Annotated in this window: 22 protein-coding genes and 1 tRNA gene; 11 read left to right on the forward strand and 12 right to left on the reverse strand. The window is 70.9% G+C overall.

From position 1 onward, the window contains the following. Window positions 1-102: 102 nt before the first annotated feature. On the reverse strand, window positions 103-1,074 hold the full coding sequence (gene sigJ / locus ACFV9D_RS19150; protein WP_385147296.1) for an RNA polymerase sigma factor SigJ: 972 nt from the start codon (window positions 1,072-1,074) through the stop codon (window positions 103-105). 169 nt (window positions 1,075-1,243) lie between these two features. Between sigJ and ACFV9D_RS19155 the strand changes: the two genes are divergently transcribed. Beyond that, on the forward strand, window positions 1,244-1,648 hold the full coding sequence (locus tag ACFV9D_RS19155; protein WP_385147092.1) for a hypothetical protein: 405 nt from the start codon (window positions 1,244-1,246) through the stop codon (window positions 1,646-1,648). 72 nt (window positions 1,649-1,720) lie between these two features. On the opposite strand, the gene ACFV9D_RS19160 is transcribed toward ACFV9D_RS19155, so the two are convergent. Continuing rightward, entirely contained in the window at window positions 1,721-2,260 is a 540-nt protein-coding gene (locus ACFV9D_RS19160; RefSeq protein ID WP_385147095.1) for a hypothetical protein, read from the reverse strand. After that, on the reverse strand, window positions 2,257-2,403 hold the full coding sequence (locus ACFV9D_RS19165) for a hypothetical protein (protein ID WP_385147098.1): 147 nt from the start codon (window positions 2,401-2,403) through the stop codon (window positions 2,257-2,259). Before ACFV9D_RS19165 ends, ACFV9D_RS19160 begins: the two co-directional genes overlap by 4 nt. 118 nt (window positions 2,404-2,521) lie before the next feature. Between ACFV9D_RS19165 and ACFV9D_RS19170 the strand changes: the two genes are divergently transcribed. The 3 genes from ACFV9D_RS19170 to ACFV9D_RS19180 all read left to right on the forward strand — a co-directional run bounded on the left by ACFV9D_RS19170 (window position 2,522) and on the right by ACFV9D_RS19180 (window position 4,440). Beyond that, window positions 2,522-3,091 carry a TetR/AcrR family transcriptional regulator gene (locus tag ACFV9D_RS19170; RefSeq protein WP_385147100.1) on the forward strand — a complete coding sequence of 190 codons (570 nt, stop codon included), beginning with the start codon at window positions 2,522-2,524 and terminating at the stop codon, window positions 3,089-3,091. A gap of 78 nt (window positions 3,092-3,169) precedes the next feature. After that, a complete protein-coding gene (locus tag ACFV9D_RS19175) occupies window positions 3,170-3,604 on the forward strand; it encodes a hypothetical protein (RefSeq protein WP_385147103.1) in 435 nt (144 codons plus the stop codon). Between the two features lie 110 nt (window positions 3,605-3,714). Next, window positions 3,715-4,440, forward strand: coding sequence for a hypothetical protein (locus tag ACFV9D_RS19180; RefSeq protein ID WP_385147106.1), 726 nt, complete (start codon window positions 3,715-3,717; stop codon window positions 4,438-4,440). A 32-nt stretch (window positions 4,441-4,472) separates the two neighbouring features. Here ACFV9D_RS19180 and ACFV9D_RS19185 read toward each other — a convergent pair whose 3' ends face one another. Together ACFV9D_RS19185 and ACFV9D_RS19190 are read right to left on the reverse strand one after the other, a co-directional pair. After that, entirely contained in the window at window positions 4,473-5,981 is a 1,509-nt protein-coding gene (locus ACFV9D_RS19185) for an FAD-binding oxidoreductase (RefSeq protein ID WP_385147108.1), read from the reverse strand. A 278-nt stretch (window positions 5,982-6,259) separates the two neighbouring features. Continuing rightward, window positions 6,260-7,084, reverse strand: coding sequence for an alpha/beta fold hydrolase (locus ACFV9D_RS19190; protein ID WP_385147111.1), 825 nt, complete (start codon window positions 7,082-7,084; stop codon window positions 6,260-6,262). Between the two features lie 334 nt (window positions 7,085-7,418). Here ACFV9D_RS19190 and ACFV9D_RS19195 point away from each other — a divergent pair. After that, window positions 7,419-7,492: transfer RNA gene (locus tag ACFV9D_RS19195), tRNA-Met, on the forward strand. Between the two features lie 339 nt (window positions 7,493-7,831). After that, complete coding sequence (locus tag ACFV9D_RS19200; protein WP_385147114.1) at window positions 7,832-8,158, forward strand: carboxymuconolactone decarboxylase family protein; 327 nt, start codon at window positions 7,832-7,834, stop codon at window positions 8,156-8,158. Between the two features lie 19 nt (window positions 8,159-8,177). Here ACFV9D_RS19200 and ACFV9D_RS19205 read toward each other — a convergent pair whose 3' ends face one another. Next, window positions 8,178-8,372, reverse strand: coding sequence for a potassium channel family protein (locus ACFV9D_RS19205; RefSeq protein WP_385147117.1), 195 nt, complete (start codon window positions 8,370-8,372; stop codon window positions 8,178-8,180). Between the two features lie 47 nt (window positions 8,373-8,419). Here ACFV9D_RS19205 and ACFV9D_RS19210 point away from each other — a divergent pair, with 47 nt between their 5' ends. Continuing rightward, a complete protein-coding gene (locus ACFV9D_RS19210; protein WP_385147120.1) occupies window positions 8,420-8,836 on the forward strand; it encodes a hypothetical protein in 417 nt (138 codons plus the stop codon). A 153-nt stretch (window positions 8,837-8,989) separates the two neighbouring features. Here ACFV9D_RS19210 and ACFV9D_RS19215 read toward each other — a convergent pair whose 3' ends face one another. Next, on the reverse strand, window positions 8,990-9,655 hold the full coding sequence (locus ACFV9D_RS19215) for a M15 family metallopeptidase (RefSeq protein ID WP_385147123.1): 666 nt from the start codon (window positions 9,653-9,655) through the stop codon (window positions 8,990-8,992). A gap of 11 nt (window positions 9,656-9,666) precedes the next feature. Continuing rightward, the gene (locus ACFV9D_RS19220) at window positions 9,667-10,215 is read right to left on the reverse strand and encodes a GNAT family N-acetyltransferase (RefSeq protein ID WP_385147299.1); all 549 of its coding nucleotides are present in this window, start codon (window positions 10,213-10,215) and stop codon (window positions 9,667-9,669) included. A 202-nt stretch (window positions 10,216-10,417) separates the two neighbouring features. Between ACFV9D_RS19220 and ACFV9D_RS19225 the strand changes: the two genes are divergently transcribed. The 4 genes from ACFV9D_RS19225 to ACFV9D_RS19240 all read left to right on the forward strand — a co-directional run bounded on the left by ACFV9D_RS19225 (window position 10,418) and on the right by ACFV9D_RS19240 (window position 12,755). After that, complete coding sequence (locus ACFV9D_RS19225) at window positions 10,418-10,681, forward strand: hypothetical protein (protein ID WP_385147126.1); 264 nt, start codon at window positions 10,418-10,420, stop codon at window positions 10,679-10,681. Between the two features lie 35 nt (window positions 10,682-10,716). Then, complete coding sequence (locus ACFV9D_RS19230) at window positions 10,717-11,400, forward strand: maleylpyruvate isomerase N-terminal domain-containing protein (RefSeq protein ID WP_385147129.1); 684 nt, start codon at window positions 10,717-10,719, stop codon at window positions 11,398-11,400. A gap of 38 nt (window positions 11,401-11,438) precedes the next feature. Next, window positions 11,439-11,825: a type II toxin-antitoxin system PemK/MazF family toxin gene (locus ACFV9D_RS19235; RefSeq protein WP_385147132.1), complete on the forward strand. Its 387-nt coding sequence runs from the start codon at window positions 11,439-11,441 to the stop codon at window positions 11,823-11,825. Between the two features lie 267 nt (window positions 11,826-12,092). After that, the gene (locus ACFV9D_RS19240) at window positions 12,093-12,755 is read left to right on the forward strand and encodes a GNAT family N-acetyltransferase (RefSeq protein ID WP_385147135.1); all 663 of its coding nucleotides are present in this window, start codon (window positions 12,093-12,095) and stop codon (window positions 12,753-12,755) included. A 400-nt stretch (window positions 12,756-13,155) separates the two neighbouring features. Here ACFV9D_RS19240 and ACFV9D_RS19245 read toward each other — a convergent pair whose 3' ends face one another. The 4 genes from ACFV9D_RS19245 to ACFV9D_RS19260 all read right to left on the reverse strand — a co-directional run bounded on the left by ACFV9D_RS19245 (window position 13,156) and on the right by ACFV9D_RS19260 (window position 20,841). Further along, window positions 13,156-14,151 carry a hypothetical protein gene (locus ACFV9D_RS19245; RefSeq protein ID WP_385147138.1) on the reverse strand — a complete coding sequence of 332 codons (996 nt, stop codon included), beginning with the start codon at window positions 14,149-14,151 and terminating at the stop codon, window positions 13,156-13,158. A 224-nt stretch (window positions 14,152-14,375) separates the two neighbouring features. Continuing rightward, entirely contained in the window at window positions 14,376-18,944 is a 4,569-nt protein-coding gene (locus tag ACFV9D_RS19250) for an AAA family ATPase (protein ID WP_385147141.1), read from the reverse strand. Next, the gene (locus ACFV9D_RS19255; protein ID WP_385147302.1) at window positions 18,941-19,336 is read right to left on the reverse strand and encodes a hypothetical protein; all 396 of its coding nucleotides are present in this window, start codon (window positions 19,334-19,336) and stop codon (window positions 18,941-18,943) included. The genes ACFV9D_RS19250 and ACFV9D_RS19255 overlap by 4 nt, the downstream gene beginning before the upstream one ends. A gap of 848 nt (window positions 19,337-20,184) precedes the next feature. Then, window positions 20,185-20,841 (reverse strand): excalibur calcium-binding domain-containing protein, encoded by a 657-nt coding sequence (locus ACFV9D_RS19260; protein WP_385147144.1) that lies wholly within the window; start codon window positions 20,839-20,841, stop codon window positions 20,185-20,187. Between the last annotated feature and the right edge of the window lie 142 nt (window positions 20,842-20,983).

Consider the following 20,983-nt stretch of genomic DNA (forward strand, 5'->3'; position numbering starts at 1 on the left):
CGATCGTGGCCCGGGCGGTGGTGTTCCACCCAGCGAGGCAGGCGAGTTCGACGACCGCGCCGAAGCCTGCCGTGACCTGCCGTGACCTGCCGTACCGCCTGATCAGGGTCTCGGCGGCGGGCCGGCTCCGTCCGTCTCGGTCCACGGACGGAGTTTCTCCGGGTTGCGGACCGCCCAGATGCGACCGATACGGCCGCCGGTGAGGCTGAACGCCGCCACGGTCACGGTGACGCCGGCGTGCTGGGCGACCAGGCCGGGCCGGCCGTTGACCGTCCGCTCCAGGAGAGTCGGCCCAGGGGCTTTGCCGGCGATGTGGATCAGGTACTGGGCGATGCGCTCGCCGCCCTCGACCGGGCGGAGGACGGTGCCGACCAGGCCGCCGCCGTCGGCGATCATCGTGGCGTCGGGGTCGAGGAGGTCGACGAGGGCCTTGATGTCCTTGGCCTCCCAAGCCTCCTTGAAATGCCGCACCAGACCGGCCTGCCCGGTCGTCGGAACCGTAGGAGCCTGCGCGGCACGAACACGTCGACGGGCCGAGGACGCCAGCTGCCGGCAGGCCGCCGGCGTCCGGTCGACGATCTCGGCGATCTCGGCGAAGGGGTACCGGAAGACGTCGTGCAGGACGAAGGCCACGCGTTCGCCCGGCGTCATCGACTCCAGTACGACGAGGAAGGCCATGTTCACCGACTCGTCCAGGGTGATCTGGTCGGCGGGGTCGGCCGGCTCCGCCTCGCCGCCGCCCGCCCGCCCGCTGAACCACTCCGTACGGTCGGGCAGCGGCTCGGGTATCCACGCGCCGACGTAGCGCTCGCGCCGGGCCCGCGCCGAGCCGAGCACGTCCAGGCAGATGCGGCCGGCCACCGTCGTCAGCCAGGCGCCGGGCGACTCGATGGCCTCCTGCTGTTGCCGCGACAGCGCGTACCAGCGGGCGTAGGTCTCCTGGACGGCGTCCTCGGCCTCGGCCAGCGAACCGAGCAGCCGGTAGGCGACATTGATCAGCCGGCGCCGCTCGCCGACGATCACGCTCAGGCCCGGGTCGGACCGGCCGTGCCCCGGATCGGACGGGGTGCCCATGGTCGCGACCACTCCCTGGCTCCTCTCGCCCGCTTCCGCTTCGACGCTTCATCGAACACCGCAGCGGACCGTGAGGTCGGCGCTTCGCCTCACATTTCGCGGACCCACGTCGTCGAACCATCGAGACAGTACCGATCCACCGCCGCGAGGCAGAAGAGGGGGCCACGTCATGGCCGCACAGACCACGGCAGTACAGGGCAGACTGACATTCCTTCAGGTCGCGATAGCCCTGCAAACCTTGTCCCTCTTCTTCCAGGCGGTCACCGCCGGAATGCTGCTGTCCTCGTCCCATGGCGCACTGCTGCACGACGCCGGATCGCGCGTGATGTACGGGGCGTCGATGCTGTACGTGCTCGCCGCGATCCTGGCGTGGCGACCGGGCGGCGGATCACCCCGCCCCATCCTTTACGCCTCCGGATTCCTCGTACTCGCTTCGGTGCAGGTGGTGTTGGGCATCGCGCACATGCCGTCGCTCCATGTCCCTCTGGGAGTGCTGATGTTCGCCCTGAGCGCGCTGGCGCTGGCCCAGGACGTGTCCACCCGCGTGCCGAAGCGCTCGGGCCCCCGCTCGTAGCCGCCGCGCGAGCAGGCGTGCACCGACCTGCTCAAGGCCCTGGGCCGACAACCGCTCGTCACAGGCCGTCGGTCAGTACGCGGCCTGCCGCGGCAGCGGGCCGGGCTCGCGCTGCTTGCGCCGTCCGAAGGCGGTCACGCCGCGGGGCTTGAACACCGAGAGCGCGGTGGCAGTGAGCAGCACCACGAGGGCGGTGGCAGCATCGGCGATCAGTTGGATACGCATGCCTTCCAGCTCCCCGCCGTCCAGTGCGGCCCGGGCCGCCGCGTCGGCGAGGTGCCCGACCGGCTGCATGTGCACCAGCAGCAGAAGGGTCGCGACCACGGTGATCAGCAGTTTCGCGATCACCCAGTAGTGGCGCAGCAGCCCCCACACGCTGCCCAGCGACTGCACCACCCCGGTCAGCAGTGCGGCGACCCCGAACGGCACGATCACGAACCAGCCCACAAGGTCCATGGCCAGGTACGCGCCCCGCACGGTCGCGGACGAGGTGCTGGTCAGCCCGGCGATCGCGAGGGCGAGGAAGGCGGCGACCGCGCCGAGCCAGCCGACCGATGCGGTGACGTGGAGGGTGAGCGTCAGCTTGCGCAGCCGCGGCGGGAACGGTGTCACGGCGTGTGCCCCGCCATGCCGCCACCGGCCAGGTGCACGATCGCGAAGACCGCGATCAGGACGACCGCGATCGCCGCGGACACCTTCACCCAGCGCGGAGCCCCCGCGCCCTCGCCGTCGGGACGGATCGGTGAGCCGGTCACAACGCCTCCACGGATGCGGGTACGGGACACGGGAGTGCCGCACCCCAGCTTTTTGCGAGACAACGTGTCTCTATCTACGACGGAGTGTATCCCCTGTGGACGCCCGTATCCTGGGTGGGTGCCGAAGCTGTGGAACGAGACGATCGACGCGCACCGCCACGCCGTCCGTGAGGCGATCCTGGACACCACCACCAGGCTGGTGGCGGAGGGCGGGCTGCGATCGGTGACCATGTCGCAGATCGCCGCGCAGGCCGGCATCGGACGCGCCACGCTCTACAAGTACTTCTCCGACGTCGAAGCAGTCCTGCTCGCCTGGCACGAGCGCCAGGTCGCCGGCCACCTTCACCAGCTGGCGAGCATCCGCGACCGGCCCGGCACGGCGGCCGAACGGCTGGCGGCGGTACTCGAGGCGTACGCGGGCATCGCCCAGCAGCGGCACGGCGGCGAACTCGCCGCCCTCCTCCACCAGGGCGAGCACCTCACCCACGCCCAGCGGCACCTCGAAGGCATGCTCCAGCACCTGCTCGCCGAGGCCGCCCAGGCCGGTGACCTGCGCGGCGACATCCCGCCCGCCGAGCTCGCCCAGTACTGCCTCCACGCCCTGACGGCGGCGGCCGCCCTGACCTCCAAGGCCGCCGTCCGACGCCTGGTCGCCGTCACCCTCGACGGCCTGCGCCCGGTTTCCTGACCACGCCGAGATCGCCATTCGTGTGAGACAACGGGGGCTGCTGGACGGCGGGTTCCAGCCACCGGATAGGGTCCCGGCATGGTCTCGGCCCGGGCTGCATTCAGCACGACGCGGACCCGCCGCCCGGCGGGCCCGCTGCGGCTGTTGTGGCTTGCCGCCCTGCTGTTCGCCTTCCTCTACACCCACGCCGCCGGCGCCGACAGCGCCTCCGCGCACGTCACCGGCGGCGCCGTCGCAGTGCCCCACCTGGCGCCCGCGGAAGCCGACGGCGCCCGGCACGACCGCGACGAGACACCTGACGGGCGGAGCGACAGCGGACACTCCCACGCCGCCGAGGCATGCGCCTCCGGCCACCCGGAGCAGGGCTGCGATCTGTCCGGCCCGCCACTGGTCCCCCTCACGGAGCTGACTCCCGCCGTCGCCGCGATGACGCCGCAGCCCTGGTGCCGGACCCTCGCGGCCGACCTTCCTCCCAGGCCGAGTTCCCTCCGTTCAGTGGTGCAGCAGGTATAGATCCGGGCGCTCCACCCCGATCTGTCCTGACTCTCATCGCCGACCCCGGTCCGCCCTCCTGCGGTGCACCGGGTGATGAGCCACGCACGCAGCACCCAAGGAACTCGCAGATGGCCTCCACCCAATTCCTCGACGCCCGCAGTCACGAAACCGCGCCGGCCCCTCGCACCACAGGACGGGCCGCCCGGCGCAAGCAGCACTCCTCCCGCAAGCGGTCCCTGGCCGCCCGCTACCTCGGCTACGTCGGATACTTCGTCGGCGCCGGCCTCATCAGCGGCGCGGTCGTCCACCACCCGCTCGACCCCGACCGCTACACCCGCATCGCCGTCTACGGCGCTCTCGTCTTCCTCGCCGCCACCGTCCTCAACGAGTTCCTCCTCACCCGCGAGCGGCCCGGGCTCCCGCGCATGCTGGCGGTGATCGGCTCCTCGCTGCTGCTCTCGTTCGGCATCGGCATGCTCAGCGGCGGCCTCCAGCACTTCGACGACTTCCCCGCCCGCGGCGCCGTCCTCGTCCCCGCCGGCCTGGTCGTCTCCTTCGTCGCGTACGTGATCAAGGACGCCGACACGCCCTGGCACCGGATCTTCGGCCTCGTCGGCCTCGCCGTCCTGGTCGTGGCGACCCTCGCCTTCTTCGGCCTGCGCGAGGTCGCCGCCTCGATGGAAGCCGCCTCGGGCGCCGGGCACAGCCACGGAACCGCCGAGGACCCGGGAGGCGACCATGGCTCAGCCCCTGAACCGACCGCCCCCGCACCGACTGCCCCTGCCCAGGGCGTCTCTCCCGCACCGAAGCCCTCTTCGTCCGCGCCGGCCCACGACGACGGGCACGCCCACTAGGGCCTGTCCGGCGGACAGGCCCCAGCGGCTCGTCACCAACGGCGGCTGCCGACGGCCTGTGGGTGGCGGAAGAGGCCGGTGGGGTCGTAGCGGTGCTTGATCTCCGTCAGGCGGGCGTAGTTGGCGCCGTAGTAGGAGTGCCGCCAGTCGCGCAGCTCGGGGTCCGGGAAGTTGACGTAGGCCGCGTCGGTGCGCAGACGGCGGCGCAGGGTGTCGTGGAGGGCCCGGGTCCGGTCGAGGAGGGCGTGCACCTGGGTGGGCGGGGTGCCGGGTTTCCAGTGGGTGCCGATGTCGATGACGAAGGTGGCCGCCCGGTGCGGGTAGGCGGTCTCGTCGGGGCGGGGTGCGGAGTGGGCGGCGCCCATGGCGAAGAGCGTGAGGTAGCCGGTGGCCGCGGCGGGGCCGGGTCGCCAGGTGCGGGTCCACTCGGCGATGTGTCGGACGGTGTCGGGGGTCAGCCACCGGTCGGGGACGAGGGAGCGGGAGGCGTAGCAGTCCTTCGCGCCGGGGGTCTCCATGAGGTAGTCCTGGGCGGCCCAGAAGCCACGCTCCTGGATGAACGTCTTTGCCGGCCGCAACGTCAACAGGGGAGTGAGGATGCGGCGCAGCGCGTCCTCGGGGCCCAGGCGCTGCCCGAGCACCCACACCGAGGTGGTGCCGTTGCCGGCGTGCTTGAAGCCGATGCGTACGTCGAAGTCGCCCGCCGGGTCGCTGCCGAGGACGTGCTGGAGCTCGTCGACCACTGCGGGGCCGGCGGTGAGGGGGAAGGTGAGGTCGAAGACGGTGGCGCGCTGTCGGGCGACGGGTACGGCGTCGAAGACGAAGGCGGTGTTGATGCCGAAGTTGCCGCCCGCGCCGCCGCGGCACGCCCAGAACAGGTCGGGGTTCTCGTCCTCGGCGGCCCGGACCGTGGTGCCGTCGGCGAGGACGATGCGGGTCTCGACGAGCCGGTCGCAGGTCAGGCCCCACTTGCGGTCGTTGAAGCCGAGCCCGCCGCCGAGGGTGAGCCCGGCCACGCCGACGCCGGGGCAGCGTCCGCCGGGGAAGTACAGGCCGACGTCCCGGGCGGCGTACACGTCGGAGTTGGTGGCGCCGCCGCCCAGGTGCAGCCGCCGCCCCCGCGGCACCACGTCGTGCATGGGCCGGAGGCTGATGACCAGGCCGGGCGTGGTGGAGTGGCCGGCGTAGTTGTGGCCGCCGGAGCGGGGTACGAACGGCACCCGGTGGTCGGCGCACCAGCCGACCGCGGCGCGTACGTCGTCCTCGGTCGCGCAGGCGAGCACCCCGGCCGGGCGGACGTCCGCGTACCGCTGGTTGTCGACCGTGGCCTCGGCCGGATAGCCCCCGTCGCCCGGCCGGTACAGCCGAGCGGCAGGGCTCAGCTTCCGGCGCAGCTCCCGCCACGCGGCCGGTTCGGTGATCTGACCCGGAGGGAGTGGCGGGGCAGCTGCGGCCCGGTGGCCGCCGTACCCCGATGGCAGCACGGCTCCGGCGGCCGCGACCGCACCGGCGCCCAGGACGACTCGACGACTGAGCTGCACGATGCTCCCGTTCCAGCGGCGGACTGCGGGCCGGCCCCGCGTCACGTACCGCCAGGGTGAGCCACAGCAGGCCCGTCGACCGGCCCTGACACCCGCACGCGGGCATGGTTCACGCCAACGCCCTCCCGCCGACCGGCCGGACACAGACCCGGGTGCCGTACGACACCCGGATCAGGCCGTAGCTCTTCCTGGCAGGTCGACGACAAGGGCAGCCTCGGCATCCGGCTGCTCACCGACCTGCGCGCCACGGGCGGCCCTACCCCGTTCGGGCGCGTCGGTCATGAAAGTCGGCCGTTTGCTTCGATGAAGCTGATCACACGGTTCACGTAGTCGTCCGGGTGGGTGATGTGGGGGATGTGTCCGGCCCCGTCGAAGGTGTGCGTCTCCGCCTGGGGCAGCGCCCGGGAGAGGCGGGCGGTGATCGTGGCGAACCACGGCGGGCTTTCCGTGCCCTTGGTGAGCAAGGCGGGCCCGGTGTAGGCGGCGAGGCGGCCGAGGTCGAGGCTGTCGCACCCGGGGTCAGCCGCTTCGTCGGCGAACGTGGGGGCGTTGGTGAGGAACGTCTCGCGGAGCCGGTCCGGCAGCTGGTCCCAGCCGCCGGGTCCCAGAGCGGCCTCTTCCACGAACTGGCGTGCTCCGGCGAGGGTCTCGCCCGCCCGCAGGTGGGCGAGGACCGATGCGATCTTCTCTCCGGTGGCCGCCATCAGCGGCAGCAGTTCCGGGTCGTCGGACACGATGTCCATGAGCGGGGGTTCGTGGGCGACGAGGCCCCGGAAGAGCTCGGGACGCCGGGCGGCCAGGCCGAGTACGGTCGAGGCGCCGAAGGAGTTGCCCGCGACGTACGCCGGTGCGAACCCGAGGGTCTCCATCAACGCGGCCAGGTCCTCTTCGTCCTCCCGCCGATATCCCTGACCCGGCGGGCGCTCGCTCTGGCTGTGCCCCCGCCGGTCGTAGACGAGGACCCGGAATCTCAGCGCGAGGGCGTGCAGGACCGGTGCCCAGCTGTTGTGATCGCTCCAGGAGCCGTGCACCAGGACCAGCGGATCACCGTCCCCGCCCACTTCGTAGAAGAGCTCGACGTCGTTCACTTCGACCCGTGACATGCCCGGTCTCCTCATCGACGGACGGCGGCCGTTGCTGGGGCCATTGAGTCACCGCGCGCCGGGCGCGTACAACCGCCGAAGCCGTCGGTGGGCCCGACATCACGCGTCCGGCCCACCGGCGCCCCGGAGCGGATCAAGCTGTCTCAGCCCTCACACCGGCCGCCGCGTCGAGGGCGACACCAGTCGGCGGCGGCACCTGGACTGGTTCGCCGAGAAGGAGCCCGACGGGCTCTGTCCGTGGGGGAGAAGGGAGCGCCGTCCCGGCGGACGACCCCGTCGTTGCCGCAGTCCGGTCTTGGGGGTGCCGTAAGTGGCGTAGTGTTGGGCCTACCGACGCGGGGTGGAGCAGCTCGGTAGCTCGCTGGGCTCATAACCCAGAGGTCGCAGGTTCAAATCCTGTCCCCGCTACTGAAGCGACATGAGGCCCGGATCCTGTGGATCCGGGCCTCATGCGTTGCCAGGTGTCTCTTGGAGCCCTGTGCGGGTTCCTGACCAGGCAAAACGGGCGTCACCGGGAAGCCTAGGGGTTCTTGGGGCACCCGTCATTTACCGCTGCTCCCCGCCTTGTCCGGCACGGGAGTGGCACGGACTCCTGGCCGCACAGTCGTGCGCGCACGCCTCCCCGGGCGCCCGACCAGGAATGCTTCTACGGTTGAACAAGAGAGCGCGGTGCTCGTGGATGCTTCTCTGTCTCCGCCTCCACCGCCCTCATCTCGACGGTGCTTTCGCCTCAGGAGGCGATCCTGTATGTCCGTCGCATCTGAAACTCCCGTCCTGGACACTCTGGCTGCCATGACCGTCGACTCGATCGAGCGGTGCGGCCTGCCGCCCGACATGTTGATCCTCACCCGTATCGCCGCGCTCGCTGCCTCGGACGCTCCCCCCATCTCCTATGCCGCTCACATCGACCCGGCCATGCGGGCGGACGTGACCGCCGAACGGCTCCAAGACGTCCTGGTCGCCATCGCCCCCATCGTGGGCACGGCCCGCGTCATGACAGCGGCCGGCAACATAGCCGCAGCTCTCGGCATCGCCATCGCCGTCGCAGAGGCGGAAATGGAGGCTGAGGGGTAGGCAGGCCCTCGGCCGGCGGTCACGCCCCGTCGCTCGGACCTCGTGTCTCCGAACGGCCCGACTGCACCCTGCCTTGTTCGACCGCCGACACCAGGAGCCGGGCAGCGACACCGATCAGCAGCAGGTTGAGGGCCATCTGACCGGTGACCAGCAGCCTGGCCGGTTCGCTGCGTGGGCTGACGTCTCCGAAGCCGACGGTGCTGAAGACGGTCATGGGTCGGCCCGGCGCTCCTGGCCTGGCTGTTCGTGATCATGCCTGCCGTGATCACCGCCCAGGAGTCCGACAACGACGTCTCGACGGCCTATCTGCTGGCCGCCAGCCAGAGCCTCGCTCTGGGACCCCTCCTCGGCCTGTCCCAGGCCATGGTGCTCCGCAAGGTCACCAGTCGCTGGGCATGGTGGATCGGAGCGAACCTCGCCTCGTGGCTCATCGTCGACGCCGTCATCTACCTGCTGTCACGCCTCTCCGCCGACCTGGACGTCTTCTCCGGAAACGGCTCGATCATCGAGGTCTACCTGACCCTGATCGCCACGACTCCACTGACCGGCCGAGCCTTGCTTTGGGTACTGGCTCCCTCCGCCCTGACGGTGCCCACGAATCCGCCATCACCGTGGCAACCCGACCAGCGGTGCGGGGCAACGCGCACGGCGCCGCTCACGGTTCGCCGGCTCGTCTGACGCCGGCACCGACCCACCACTCACCCCAACTCCTCAGCACCCCTCCGGCCGGCACCCGCGTATGGCAAGTGGAAGAAGACGCGTAAGGCGGCCGGGCTGCCGGAGGACGTCCCGCCGTCGGTGCGCTGCCCGGGCCGGGAGGGAAGAGCTGGGTCAGCTGCGCTGCGAGTCGAGCTCCTTCGGGCCGTAGAGGGCCGCGGTCTCTCCTGTGATCAAGGCCCAGTAGCGGTCCCCGAAGGACCAGTGCCACCACTCCGTGGGGTAGTTCACCAGCCCCGCGGCCGTGAGGACGGTGCCCAGCAGCTTCCGGTTGGCGCGGGCCTCCTCGCTGATGTTCGGGGCGTGGGTGTAGCAGGCGCCCGCACTCTCCTCCGGGTCCGCGTTCATGCGCGTGCCCAGGTCCAGCTCGTGCCCGTCGGCATCGGCGAGGGTGAGGTCGACGGCCGCGCCGGCGCTGTGCGGGGCGATGTCGGGGGGCGACACGTACCTGCTCGCCGCCGAGTGGATCTGGTCGGAGGACCACCCGGGGTTGGCGGCGCGCAGCTGGCCTGCGTACTCCTCGAAGTACTCCCGCTGGAGGGAAGGAGGCCGGTACCCCTCGACGAACAGCAGCCGCAAGCCCGCCGGAAGCATCGTCTGTGCCGTGAGCAGCCGCTCCAGCACTCCTTCCCGCAGGTGGGCGAAGGCGTCCGCCGGGTCCTGCTTGCGGGTGTCGGCGAGCAGTCGGCCGCCGAGGCGGACGTCCACAAGACGTTCGCCGGACTCGATCACAGGTACGGCGGCGACCTTCGGATCCGACATCAGCACGATCTCGCTCATGGTGCCGGCCCTCATCCGGCAGGCGCGGCTGAGGGGCGCACCCCGAACCACTGCTCGGCGCCGTACTCCTCGAACCGCTCGACCTCGGTGAAGCCCAGCTTCACCGCGAGGCGCATCGCGCGGTCGTTGGCGCTCTGGGTGGAGAGCACCACGGGTTCGCCGGGACGTGCGCCGTCGAACCAGTCGAGTGCCGCCGCGCACGCCTCGAAGGCGTACCCGCGTCCCCATGCCTCCGGCAGGAACAGGTAGCCGAGCTCGGCTTCCCCGGCCTCGGGGCGGACATGCCCCTGGCGCTCGGCACCGCGGGGGTCGAGCGTGATCATGCCGATCATCGTTCCGTCGAGTTCGACCACGAAACAGCCGGGGCGTCGGCCGGGCACCTCGGGCACGGCGCGCTCAAGTTCGTCGCGAGGCCGGGCGCCACCGATGTAGGTGCCCACCTCCGGCGAGGCGAACAGCTCGACGAACGACGCGCGGTCCCGGGCCTCGGACTCGCGGAGCACGAGCCGTTCGGTCGGTATCGGGGCGGGCGGCCAGGAGAAGGATCCGGGGGGTTCGATCACGCGGGGAACCTATCGCACGCCCCGCGAGAACGATCGGCCGCGGATCTTGGCACCTGCCCGGCGATCTTTTCCAGCAGTCTGCAACCGGGACCGGTTCGACGTGCGTGTCGATGATCTGAGAAGCGAAGCGGGAAGTCGTTGTCCGTATGGCCGTCACGGGGGTTCGAATCGTTCGGCCGAGAGGATCTGGAGCCGTTCCATGCCGGATGAGATCACCCTTCGTCCCGTCACCGCCGACGATCTCGACCTGTACGAGAGGGAGTTCAGCGGACCGGACGGCTGGGGCGTCCACCAGTGGTTCGGATTCCAGCCGACGGCCGACCTGCGTCGTCGCTTCGCGGAGAACGGCCTGCTCGGTCCCGACGGCGGGCTGCGCTCCGCGGTCTGGCGCGGCGGGCAGTGGAACGACCTGGTGAACTACTCCGTGCTCCGCGCGGAGCGGACCGGCGGGACGGCGAAGTGAGCGGGGGACGGCGTATGGACGGGGTGCGGCGCGGCGTGGACCACGATCAGGTGTTCGATGCCTTCCGGCTGGAATGCGGGGCCCTCACCGATGCCGTGGCCGGGCTCTCCGATGCCGAGTGGAACCTCCCGACGCGCTGCACTCCCTGGACCGTGCGTGACCTGCTCGGGCACGTATGCGTGGTGATCGACTGGCTCCCGGCCATGCTGGACGCGCCGGCGCCCGGTGAGGCGGAGATCTCCGCGGTGGAGCACTACCGCCCGGACGACCGCTTCTCACCCCGGACCAACGGCAAGCGGATCGCCTTGGCCCAGGACCGTGCGGCGCGGCCGGCGACCGGCGCCGCCTTCGCCGAGGACTTCGCCGCGACCTGGCGGCGGGTCGACGGGCTGTGCCGGGCCCAACCGGACGGTCGGACCGTGCGGACACGCCATGGCGACGCCATGCTCCTGTCGGAGTTCCTCCTCACCCGCGTCGTGGAAGTCGCCGTCCACGGCCTCGACCTGGCCGACGCACTCGGACGCGAAGCCTGGCTCACCCCGGCGGCCGGTGATGCCGTGACGGAGCTGCTCCTCGGCCCGGAGCACGCCGCGGCGGCCGACAAGCTGGAGTGGAGCCGTCCCCACTTCCTGCGCAAGGCCACCGGCCGGGAGCCGCTGGACGAAGCGGAGGCCGCACAGGTCGAACAGCTCGGTATCCGCTGGCTCGCCCTGGGCTGACCTCGGCGCCCGCCCGTAACCTCGTATCAGGAGGACTTGTGCAACGTGGTGAAGTCTGGTGGGTCGAGTTCGACGAGCGGCGGCCGGTCGTACTGCTGTCGGGAGACGGCGCGTCCGGGATCCGGGTGATGCAGGTCGTCGCCCCGGCGGGCGTCGACATCAGCGGTCTGGGCGTCGAAGTGGCCGTGGGTGCCATGGAGGGACTGCCCTTCGAAGGTGTGCTGCGGTTCGCGTTCCCGCGTCCGGGCTTCACCCCCTGTACGTGGCTGACCACCGTGTCCCGGGACGACCTGATCGAGTCGGCGGGCGTCCTGTCCGTCGCGAAGCTCAGCGAGATCGAGGATGCCGTCCGACGCACCGAACAGGCGGAGGAGCGGACCACGGCGACGACTGCGAAGCTGTGGGAACGAGCTTCACCGAGCTGACGGATTTCCGGAAGGTAGGGGACCGGGCGGTACCGGCGGGGTCGGGAGCCCAGGAACCGAAGGCGGCCCGGCCCGAAGGTGGCCCAGTCAGCCCGGATGGAATTGGCCTGTGTGAGCGGGCAGTTGCGCATTAGCGTAGGCGTAATGACAACAAGATCTACTTCGGCCGACCGGCCCACGTCCGTGGCCTTGGCCGAGGCGCCGATGCGTCAGGCCCGTAACTCCGCCGCCCTTTGGAGCGCGACCGGCCGAAGCCGGGGGCATGAGGTGATCCGGCGCCGCGGATTCGTCGCGGTCGACGGCGACGAGCGTGCCGGCGTGCGGATCCTGATCCAGGAGTCCGACCTCGACCCGGGCGAACTGGCCGAGTTGAGCGAGCTGGTTCGCCGGGCCGCGGGCCCGGTGAACGCCGAGGATCCGTTCAACTCGACCGACCTGAGCCACCTGGGCATGCGGAGCTGGCAGATGCCGGTCATGCTGCGCCCGCCGGGGCCCGTCGGCGAACCGGTGCTCGACGTGTTCCGGGTGCGGCGGCCCGAGGACCTCCAGGCGGCCGAGCAGATCGTGATCGAGGGCTTCGAACTGGACGGATTCAAGCCCTACCGCCCCGGCGAGCTGTTCCCGACAGCGCTGATCGAGCAGCCGGGCGTGGATGTATTCGTCGCCTCGCACGACGGCGTGGCCGCGGGAGCCTGCGTCAGCGTCGTGGACGACGGCGTCGGCAGCCACTACTGGGTCGGTACGTCGCCGGCCTTCCGGTCGCGTGGCGTGGGGCGGGCCGTCATGCTCGGCTCCCTCGCCCACCTGGCGGACCTGCCGGTCACCCTCACCGCTTCGAAGCTGGGCAGGCCGCTGTACGAGTCGCTGGGTTACACCGTCGCGGCGCCCTCGACCTGGTGGGCCTCTGCTCCTGTGACACCGTCGCGGTAAAGCCCGCCGGCTCGCCAGTCCCCCGCTGGGCCCCGACCATGTGGCCAGGTCTGGACAACGACGAAGCCCCAGGTTGTTGACCTGGGGCTTCGTTCAAGAGCGGATGACGGGAATCGAACCCGCGCTATAAGCTTGGGAATCACCGGTGCTTCGGGCGTCCATATGCCGCCTGACCTGGCGTTATGGCATCCGGGCGGCCTGATGTGGCGGTCGTTCGGCGCTTCTGTCGACCGTCGTTCGCCGCTCTTCCGGGCACGGATAGGGCACGGGCGGCGACGTCGCGTACACCGCCGTGCTGGTCTTTCCTGCGTCCCCTGCCCGCAGCGGTCGCCGGCATCGCCGAGGGTCGGCCGGCCGCGGAGTCCGCCCGGACGCAGGCAGGACAGACGTCGGCCGTCGGTCAGACGAGAATCGCCCGGATCGGCATGGCGATGTACAAGGCCAACAGGCCGAAGCAGGCCACCACGAGTTGCAGGCTGCCATCGGAGAACGTGCCCGACAAGTACGGCAGGGCGGCTAGCAGAATGCCCGTGACGGCAGTGGCGTGCATGGTCTGTGCGACCGGGGACCACGCCAGCTCCTGGAGGCTGTCGGCCTCCGCGCCCACGGATATCGGGAGCATGCACGCCAGTACGAACAGCAGGGCGAACGCCGCGCCGGCCGCCCCGTACGGCGTGAGACCCCACTCGCGGTCCAGGTGGCGCTCGAGTGGTTCGCCCTCTGCCACGATGCCGCCCAACTCCGTCGCGGTGGGTGCCCAGAGCACCTCGACCCGGCTGCCCGGCTTCGGTTTGCCCTCGGTGGAGGCACCCTGCGAGCTGACCTGGCTGCCATCGGGCAGGGCCAGGAGCAGTGTGGCGTGGTAGCCCGTCACCATGTCCTCGTCGTCGCGCATCTCTGTGACGTCGACGACCCCCGAAACCGTGGCTGTCGAGTACGCGACTCCGGCGTGGACCAGTGAGCGGATGTGCTGCGACGCGTGCGATTCGCCGAGCGCGCTCAGCGCCACGAAGGAGACCAGGACCAGCAGCCAGACGGCGGCCTGCCGAAGGTACACCCAGGGCACGCTCTCGTACCCGTACGCCGTCATTCGCCGCAGAACACCGGGCCGCTGCCGACGTACGCTGTCGGCGCCCTTCTTCAGGGACACGGCCCGTGCGCCCGACTTCTCCGCGTGGAACCAGTGAGCCGGGAACCAGAAGTAGTTGTCGTCGGACCACCAGAGCCAGAGCGCGACGACCCGCAGCCAGACCAGGGCGACCACGACCCAGGCCATGGCCACGAGCCCGGGTGCGGGCAGCACGACGCCGGCCGGCAGCCCCGACACCCACAGGCCCAGCAGCGCTGCCGCAACGTAGGCGAGCATGCCCGATATGCGCACGAACCAGGTCAGCACGTTATCCCCCCGTTGGTTGATGGTGGCCGAGTATCGCAGTCTCGAAAGGACCCCAGGAATCGTTGCGTGATCGCCCAGTGAATGAGGGGGCCCGTGACGACGCGGCCCGTAGAGGTAGTTGAGGGCGCCCCCCTGTCCGCACCAAAGGGCGTCCCGAGGTGATCTCGAAGATCCCAGGACGGAGCGGGGACGGCTGTGGGACGGGCGTGTGCGCGCGGTCGGGACTACCGGCAGGGCGGCTGGTAGGGGCGGTCCGGCAGGTACTGCTTCCACTGCTGGGCGTTGATGGGGTCGCCGGCCGATGCACAGAGGTCGTCGATGTCCCGTTCCGGGTGGGTATCCCACAGTTCGATACCGGCGGACGCCCTGACGAGGGCCAGGAATTCGCCGTCCGGGCTGAACCGGAGCGCATAGACGTCGCCTGAGTTCGACGGAGGCAGGTAGTACTGCCTCTCGGGGGCCTTCGGGTCGGTCACGTCCCAGATCTCGGGGCGCCTGTCGAACTCGTCCAAGGGGTTCTGCCCCAGCAGGGCGAGGTGGGTTCCGTCGGGGCTGAAGGCGACCGGGCTGACGTAGCGGCCCACGCGCAGGCGGGAGAGCTCGTTGGTGAGCCGGTTCCCCTCGAAGCGCCACAGCCTCAGCGTGCCCGCGCCGTCGGACATCGCAAGCAGCTTGCCGTCCGGCCGGAACGCGACGTTCAGCGAGCCGGTTCCGCCTGGAACGGGGCGGGCCCATCGTTGCTCGGGGTACGCCGGGTCGGTGAGGTCCCAGCCCTCCAGCTCGTCGTCGGCCGCGGGTTGGGGGGCGTCGGGGTCGGCGAAGGGGGAGTCGGTGAGGAGGAGCGTCTCGCCGTCCGGGGAGAAGTCCAGATGCGTGGTCGTCGCCTCGATCCGGGCGATCTGCCGCGGACGCCTGGGGTTCGCGATGTCGTAGATCCTGACGGCCGGTGCCTTGTGGTTCGCGTCCCTCCAGCCGTTCATGTCGGACACGGCCAGGACGGGGGCGGTGGGGCTGAAGGCGATGGCCTGCACACCGTTGTCCAGGTCCTCGATGGTGGACAGCGGTGCGCTTCTCGGGGGCGCCGCGGTGTCGCGCAGCCGCACACCGACGTACTCCGGCTTCTTGCCGTTCTTGTCGGCCTTCTCCCCCTGGAACACCTCCACATCGGCGAGGAGGCGCCCGTCGGGGCTGAGGGCGATGTCCGAGCCCGTGAACATGCTGGGGGAGCGGGTCGTGGCCCGGAGTACGGCCGAGTCCGGCAGCTCCGTCACGTCCCACAGGTAGTTCACGCCGACTCCCTGAAGAGCGATCAGTGATTTCTCGCCGACCTTCCGGTAGTCGAACTGGGCCCCGGTTCCGGGCGTCGAGGGAAGGAAGGACTGGGCGCCCAGCTGGGCGGAGTTGTCGAGGTACGAGACGTGCACACCCCGTTCAGTGGCCTGGAGCAATCTGCGGGGCATTCCGGGATCAAACATGACCATTCCCGCATCGCCGTAACCGTCACCGCCCCCCGTCGCCCCGGGCAGGATCGCACCGGGAACGACGCTCCTCGCGTAGATCCACGTGTGCCAGGTGCTGCCGCAGGCCCCGACGGCGTACTCGCGGATCGGGCTGAACGCCACGGACGTCATGCCCTCGCTGCAGAGGACGGCCGAGTCGTCCGCCGGGCCGCCCTTCGGTCCCATGCGCTGGGGCTCGGCCGGCACGTCCAGCCGCCACAGCGCCAGATCGGTGCGGGTCTTCTTCGTGACCGGTGCCGCGAGTATCCGTCCGGCGGGGTTGAAGGCCACCCGGTGCAGCGGCCTGGGGTTGGCCAGGGTGGTGCGCTCGTACTTCTCCCCCTGGAGGACGGTGACGGGTTTGGGGCGCCGGGGGTCGGCCGTGTTCCAGAGCTGGATCCGGCCGTCCAGGCTCATACTGGCGAGCAGATCACGTCGGGGGGACACCGCAAGGGAGTCGACCCGGGTGGAATGTGCTCGGAGCGTGGGCAGCGGCCTGGGCGCGGTCCGGTCGCCGATGTCCCAGACGCGGATCTCACCGGTCGTCAGGCCGCCGTACAGGGTCCTGCCGTCCGGGCTGAGGGCGAGAGCGTGGACGGCGTGGTCCAGCTGGGGTGCGGCGGTCTGCCTCGGGTGCCGGGGATTCGACAGGTCCCATACGCGCACCCATGCGGTCTTCGGCCGGTGTTCGTCGTAGGTGACCGCGGTGAGGGTACGGCCGTCCCGGCTCACAGTGGCCGGGCCGATGACTCCCGCTGCGACCCGGGTGGAGCCGCCCGGGAAGCGCAACTCGATCGCGTCGCCGACGGATATCGCGAGTATGCGCCCGTCGCCGCTGTAGGCGAGGTCGTAGGCGGGCTCCTCCGCGTTGATCACACCCGGGGTGGTGCGGCTGTTGAGAAGGGCGCCGCGCCCCGCTTCGTGGTCGATCCGGTACGAGAGCAGGCTGAGCTGTTTGGCCAGGCCGGGCTGTTGGGAGCGCAGCCCCTCGGCCTCGGCGGAGAGATACCGGGCGAGGTCGCGGTCGGAGGCCCGCTCGGCCTGGCGCTGGAACACGTATGAACCGAACAGACCGGTCCCGGCGAGCAGGACCAGCGCCGTGAGGATCGCCACCGTTGTCCAGAGCCGGCGGACACTCCGGCGTTCCCGCCGCTTGGAGGAGTCGAGGAACTCGGCGAGCACGGAGTCCGGTTCGACCGCGCTCGCCGGCGAGGACGCGGCGCGTTCCCGTACGGCGGCCAGCCGGTTCCCCCGGTACAGCAGCGAGGAATCCCGTCCGGCCCGCTCCCAGGCAGCGGCGTCGGCGGCGAGTTGCTGACGGGCGCGCAGCCAGTCGCGGTCCGCGTCGATCCACTCCCGCAGCCGGGGCCAGGTGCGCAGCAGCGCCTCATGGCTGATCCGGACGGTGGCGCGGTCGAGGGTGAGTAGCCGGGCCCGGGTGAACCGGTCGATCGCCTCCTGGGCGGCGCTGGTGTCGGGCAGGCCGTACAGGAGCTCGGACCGGTCCACGGGCTGGGCGGTGTCGGGCAGTCCGTGCAGCAGCTCCGAACGGTCCACGGGGTCGGCGGTGTCGGCTGAGCCCTCCCCGACGCGGACGAGCCGGGGCAGCATGAGCCGGACGGCTTCGCGGCCCGCCGAGTCGAGCGCCTCGTACGTCTCCTCCGCGGTGGTCTTGATGGCCTCCTCGATGCCGCCGGTGGCACGGTACTGGGCGACGGTGAGCCGTGATCCGGTGCGGCGCGTCCATGTCGCCCACAGGACGTGGGAGAGCAGGGGCAGCGCCCCGGCCGCGGGCTGCCCGTCGGTGGTCGCGCCGAACTCGTGCAGGATCACATCGGCGAGCCCGCCATCGAGCCCGAGACCGGCGGCTGCCGCCGGTCCCTCGATGGCGGCGCGGAGTTCGTCGGTGGTCATCGGCTCGACGAGGAGCTGGGTGTCGCGCAGCGCGGTGAGCAGTTCGGGATGCGCTGCGGCCTGTCCGTAGAAGTCCGCCCGGAGCGCGAGCACCACCAGGGTGCCCGGCCGCCCTTCGTCCGACGGCCGGGTGAGCGCGGTCAACGCGCGTAGGAACGCGGTGCGTTCCGCCGCGGTGCAGAGCGTGAAGACCTCCTCCAGTTGGTCGACGAGTACGATCAGCCGCTGCTCCGGCCGGTCCGCCGCCAGCCGTTCGCCCAGCTCGGCCGCCCGGCCGGGATCCTCGCGCAGGAGGTCGACGGTCTCAGCCGCCGCGCCGAGCCGCGTGGCCAGCCGCTGCAGCGGGCTCCTGCCGGGGGTGAGCCGCAGAGGCAGCCAGGAGGTGGACCCGAGCAGCCCCCGCTCGCGCAGCCGGGCCGTGAGCCCGGCGTTGAGCAGCGACGACTTCCCCGAGCCGGAGGGGCCGACCAGGACCAGCGGGCCGGGCTCGTCGGCACCGGCGACCGTCTCCAGGCTGTCGAGCAGCCGCTCGGTCATCCGGTCGCGCCCGAAGAACACGTCGGCGTCGTCCACCCCAAAGGCGTCCAGGCCCGGATACGGGCAGCGCCCCTGAGCCGGTTCCGTCTCGTCGGGGGGCTCGGGCTGTGCCGCCACCGCCGGATTCGGCGCGATGACGAGTTGTCCCGAACGGTCTCCCGCCTGGCGCCGGGGGAGTGGCCCCTGCCGGTCGCTCATCACCCGGAACACCCCGTCGAACACCGCGTCCAGGGTCAGCTGGGGCAGTCCGCGAGGCTCGCCCTCGGTCAGCAGCTCGATGACCGCTCCGGTGAACGTGGTGTGCTTCGTGTCCGGGGGTGCGAGGGCCAGCTGTTCCGCGGACCCCATGAGGTACATCCCGTGCACGGGCGCCATCGCGAACGAGTGGGCGGACGATCCGCTGCTGAGCGACGCACGCCCCGAGAAACAGCAGTCGAGCACGACGACGACGGACGAGGCCCGGCTGGCGCCGAGCGCCTGCCGCAGCGAGGAGAACGAGAGCGCCTGGTGCTCCGCCATGCCGGGGGTCAGCCGGTCGGTGCTGCCGGCCGCCAGGTACAGCTCCCCCTCGGGACCGAGCAGACCGTGCCCGATGAACCACACGAGCAGCACGCTGTCCGCCTGCTGGGCTTCCTCGGTGACGGCCCGTGCCATGGTCTGCGCGTCGGCCGGGTCGAGCAGCGGGCGCAGGTTTTCGTCCCGTACCCCACACCGCTCGATCAGGACCTTTCTCAGATCCTGGAAGGAGGTGGCGACCGAGGGGACTGAGGACAGCAGCGGACCCTCGTGGTGGGCGGTGGCGATCAACAGGACCCGTACGCCCGGGCCCGACAGATCCGTCACGGCAGCTCCCGAGGCTCGGACCCGTCCTCCCGCCGATCCACCAGGTCGATGACGTCGGCCACCTGCTGCCGCAGCGTGTCCGCGTCGAGTTCGGCCACCCGTTTCGCGGTCAGCTCGACCGAACCGCGATCCGGAACAGTCACCTTGATGTGCACGTCTCCCCGGCGGGTCCGGAGCCAGGCGACGAGACCGGTGGCGAACGCCGTCGCCGCCCCGGCCGGCCCGAGAGCCACCGTCAACGCCTCGAGCACCGGCCCCAGCGTGCCGGCCTCCGGAGGCCGCTCCCTGCCGTCGACCCTGCCGCGTAACTCCTCTACGTCGGCCAGCCACTCGTGGAGAGACCGAAGGCGGTCGCCCCCGTCTGGCCCTTCCGCGATCACTGCAATGTCCATTGCTCCCCCGTCGTCACCGACACGCAAGGCACGCACGCTGTCACTGCTGCGGGTGAGGCTAGCGAGGTCCCTCCCGGCTGACCAGAGGCCCCGGGGCGTCTCGGCCGCTTCAGGGCAGGTGTCGAGGAAGGTCCGGCCTTCTTCGTCTCCTGGTAATGGGCCGGGCCGGTGGCCTGCAGCGATCACCGCTGCACGTCGCTGACCCGGCCTTTCCTGATCGCTGGCGATGGGGTGCGACGGTCCTGATCGGGTGTCTTGCGGGCTGTGTGGCTTCGCGGCCTCGGCGGGTGCGGCGGTGGAGGATCTCGTCGAAGGTGGCGCGGGCGCCGGTGGGGTCGATGTAGTGCACGGCCAGGAGGCAGGGGAGCGATGACGGCGCCGACGAGGTCGTTCTGGACCTCGGACCAGGTGTGGTCGCCGCCGCAGGTGGGTGAGCCATGGAGGAAGCGGGAAGCGCGCTGACCAGGGAGGCCAATCTGATGCCCCGTTACGGTACTTATGGCACGCGAATGGCACGCGAGCGCTGAGAGGTCTAGACAATACAAAAGCCCCAGCTCGCTGACCTGGGGCTTTGCTATGGAGCGGATGACGGGAATCGAACCCGCGCTATAAGCTTGGGAATCTGTGCGCGCCAAGCATCGAAAAGGGGTTCTGACCTGCTGATATCGGCAGCGTTGAGGGTTGCGGTTGCGGCGCCCACGCACCTGGATTGACCGCTGTTCATCGCTCTGAAGGGCACGGTTGGGGCACGGGCGCGACAGATGAAACCCCGCCGGCCGCCGTTGGACCGCAGCCGCCGTTCGCGGGTGGGTACGCCGCGCAGGAGGTCCGCGCCGAGAACGTGTGCGTCATGGTGGATATGGTTCGCACGCCACTCCGTCCCCGTCTCGGTCGAGGTGCGGAGCGTATCCGGGCTCGCCCTTGAGGAGAGATGCGGCGCCTGCGGCTCGTGCCTCGTCGCAGTCCTCGTAGTAGGGAGTGGGGGGCAGCTCCGGCCCGGTCACCTCGTGGACGTCAGCGCCGACGATCGTGCCGCCGCGAACCGTGTAGGTGCCTTCGTAGATCCTCAGCGAGCCGTCGGCCTGCGCGGCCTCCAGCCTTACGGAGACGGTGTCGCCGGTTGTGCCGAGGATGTGAACCGTGTCGTGGGCGGTAGCGGCGAACCCATCGGCGAAGGCCGAGTAGGAGCCCGAGAGGTTCTTGCCCCCGAGGTCCCAGGCCCGTCGGTAGTCCTGCGCGTTGATGGCAGCGAAATACGCGCGGACGACGGCTGACGCGTCGGCGGTCGTCGGCGGATTCGTCGGCCGTGGAGACACGGGCTCCGGGCTCGTCGGGTCGGGCGCCGGCGCTGTGGGCGGTGGCGGTGGCGTCGCCGGTTCAGTCACGGTCTCGGTCACCGTGGTGGCGTTGCGCGCGGGCGTCGACTCGCCGCCCTCACAGCCACTCATGCCCAGCAGTGCGGTCAGCAGCAGCGAAAGCGCCCCCACATGAATGCGGCGGTTCATGGCGTCACCTCACGACACGAGGCTTCCACCTTCAGACTGCGCTGCCGCTGTCGGGACAGCAACGCGTGCGGACACGACACGAGTCGAAGGAGAATCGCTCGGCGCACGCCAAGTGCCCGTCGCATCCGGCTCGGGCACGCCG

Source organism: Streptomyces sp. NPDC059875 (assembly GCF_042731085.1).
Classification (GTDB): Bacteria; Actinomycetota; Actinomycetes; order Streptomycetales; family Streptomycetaceae; genus Streptomyces.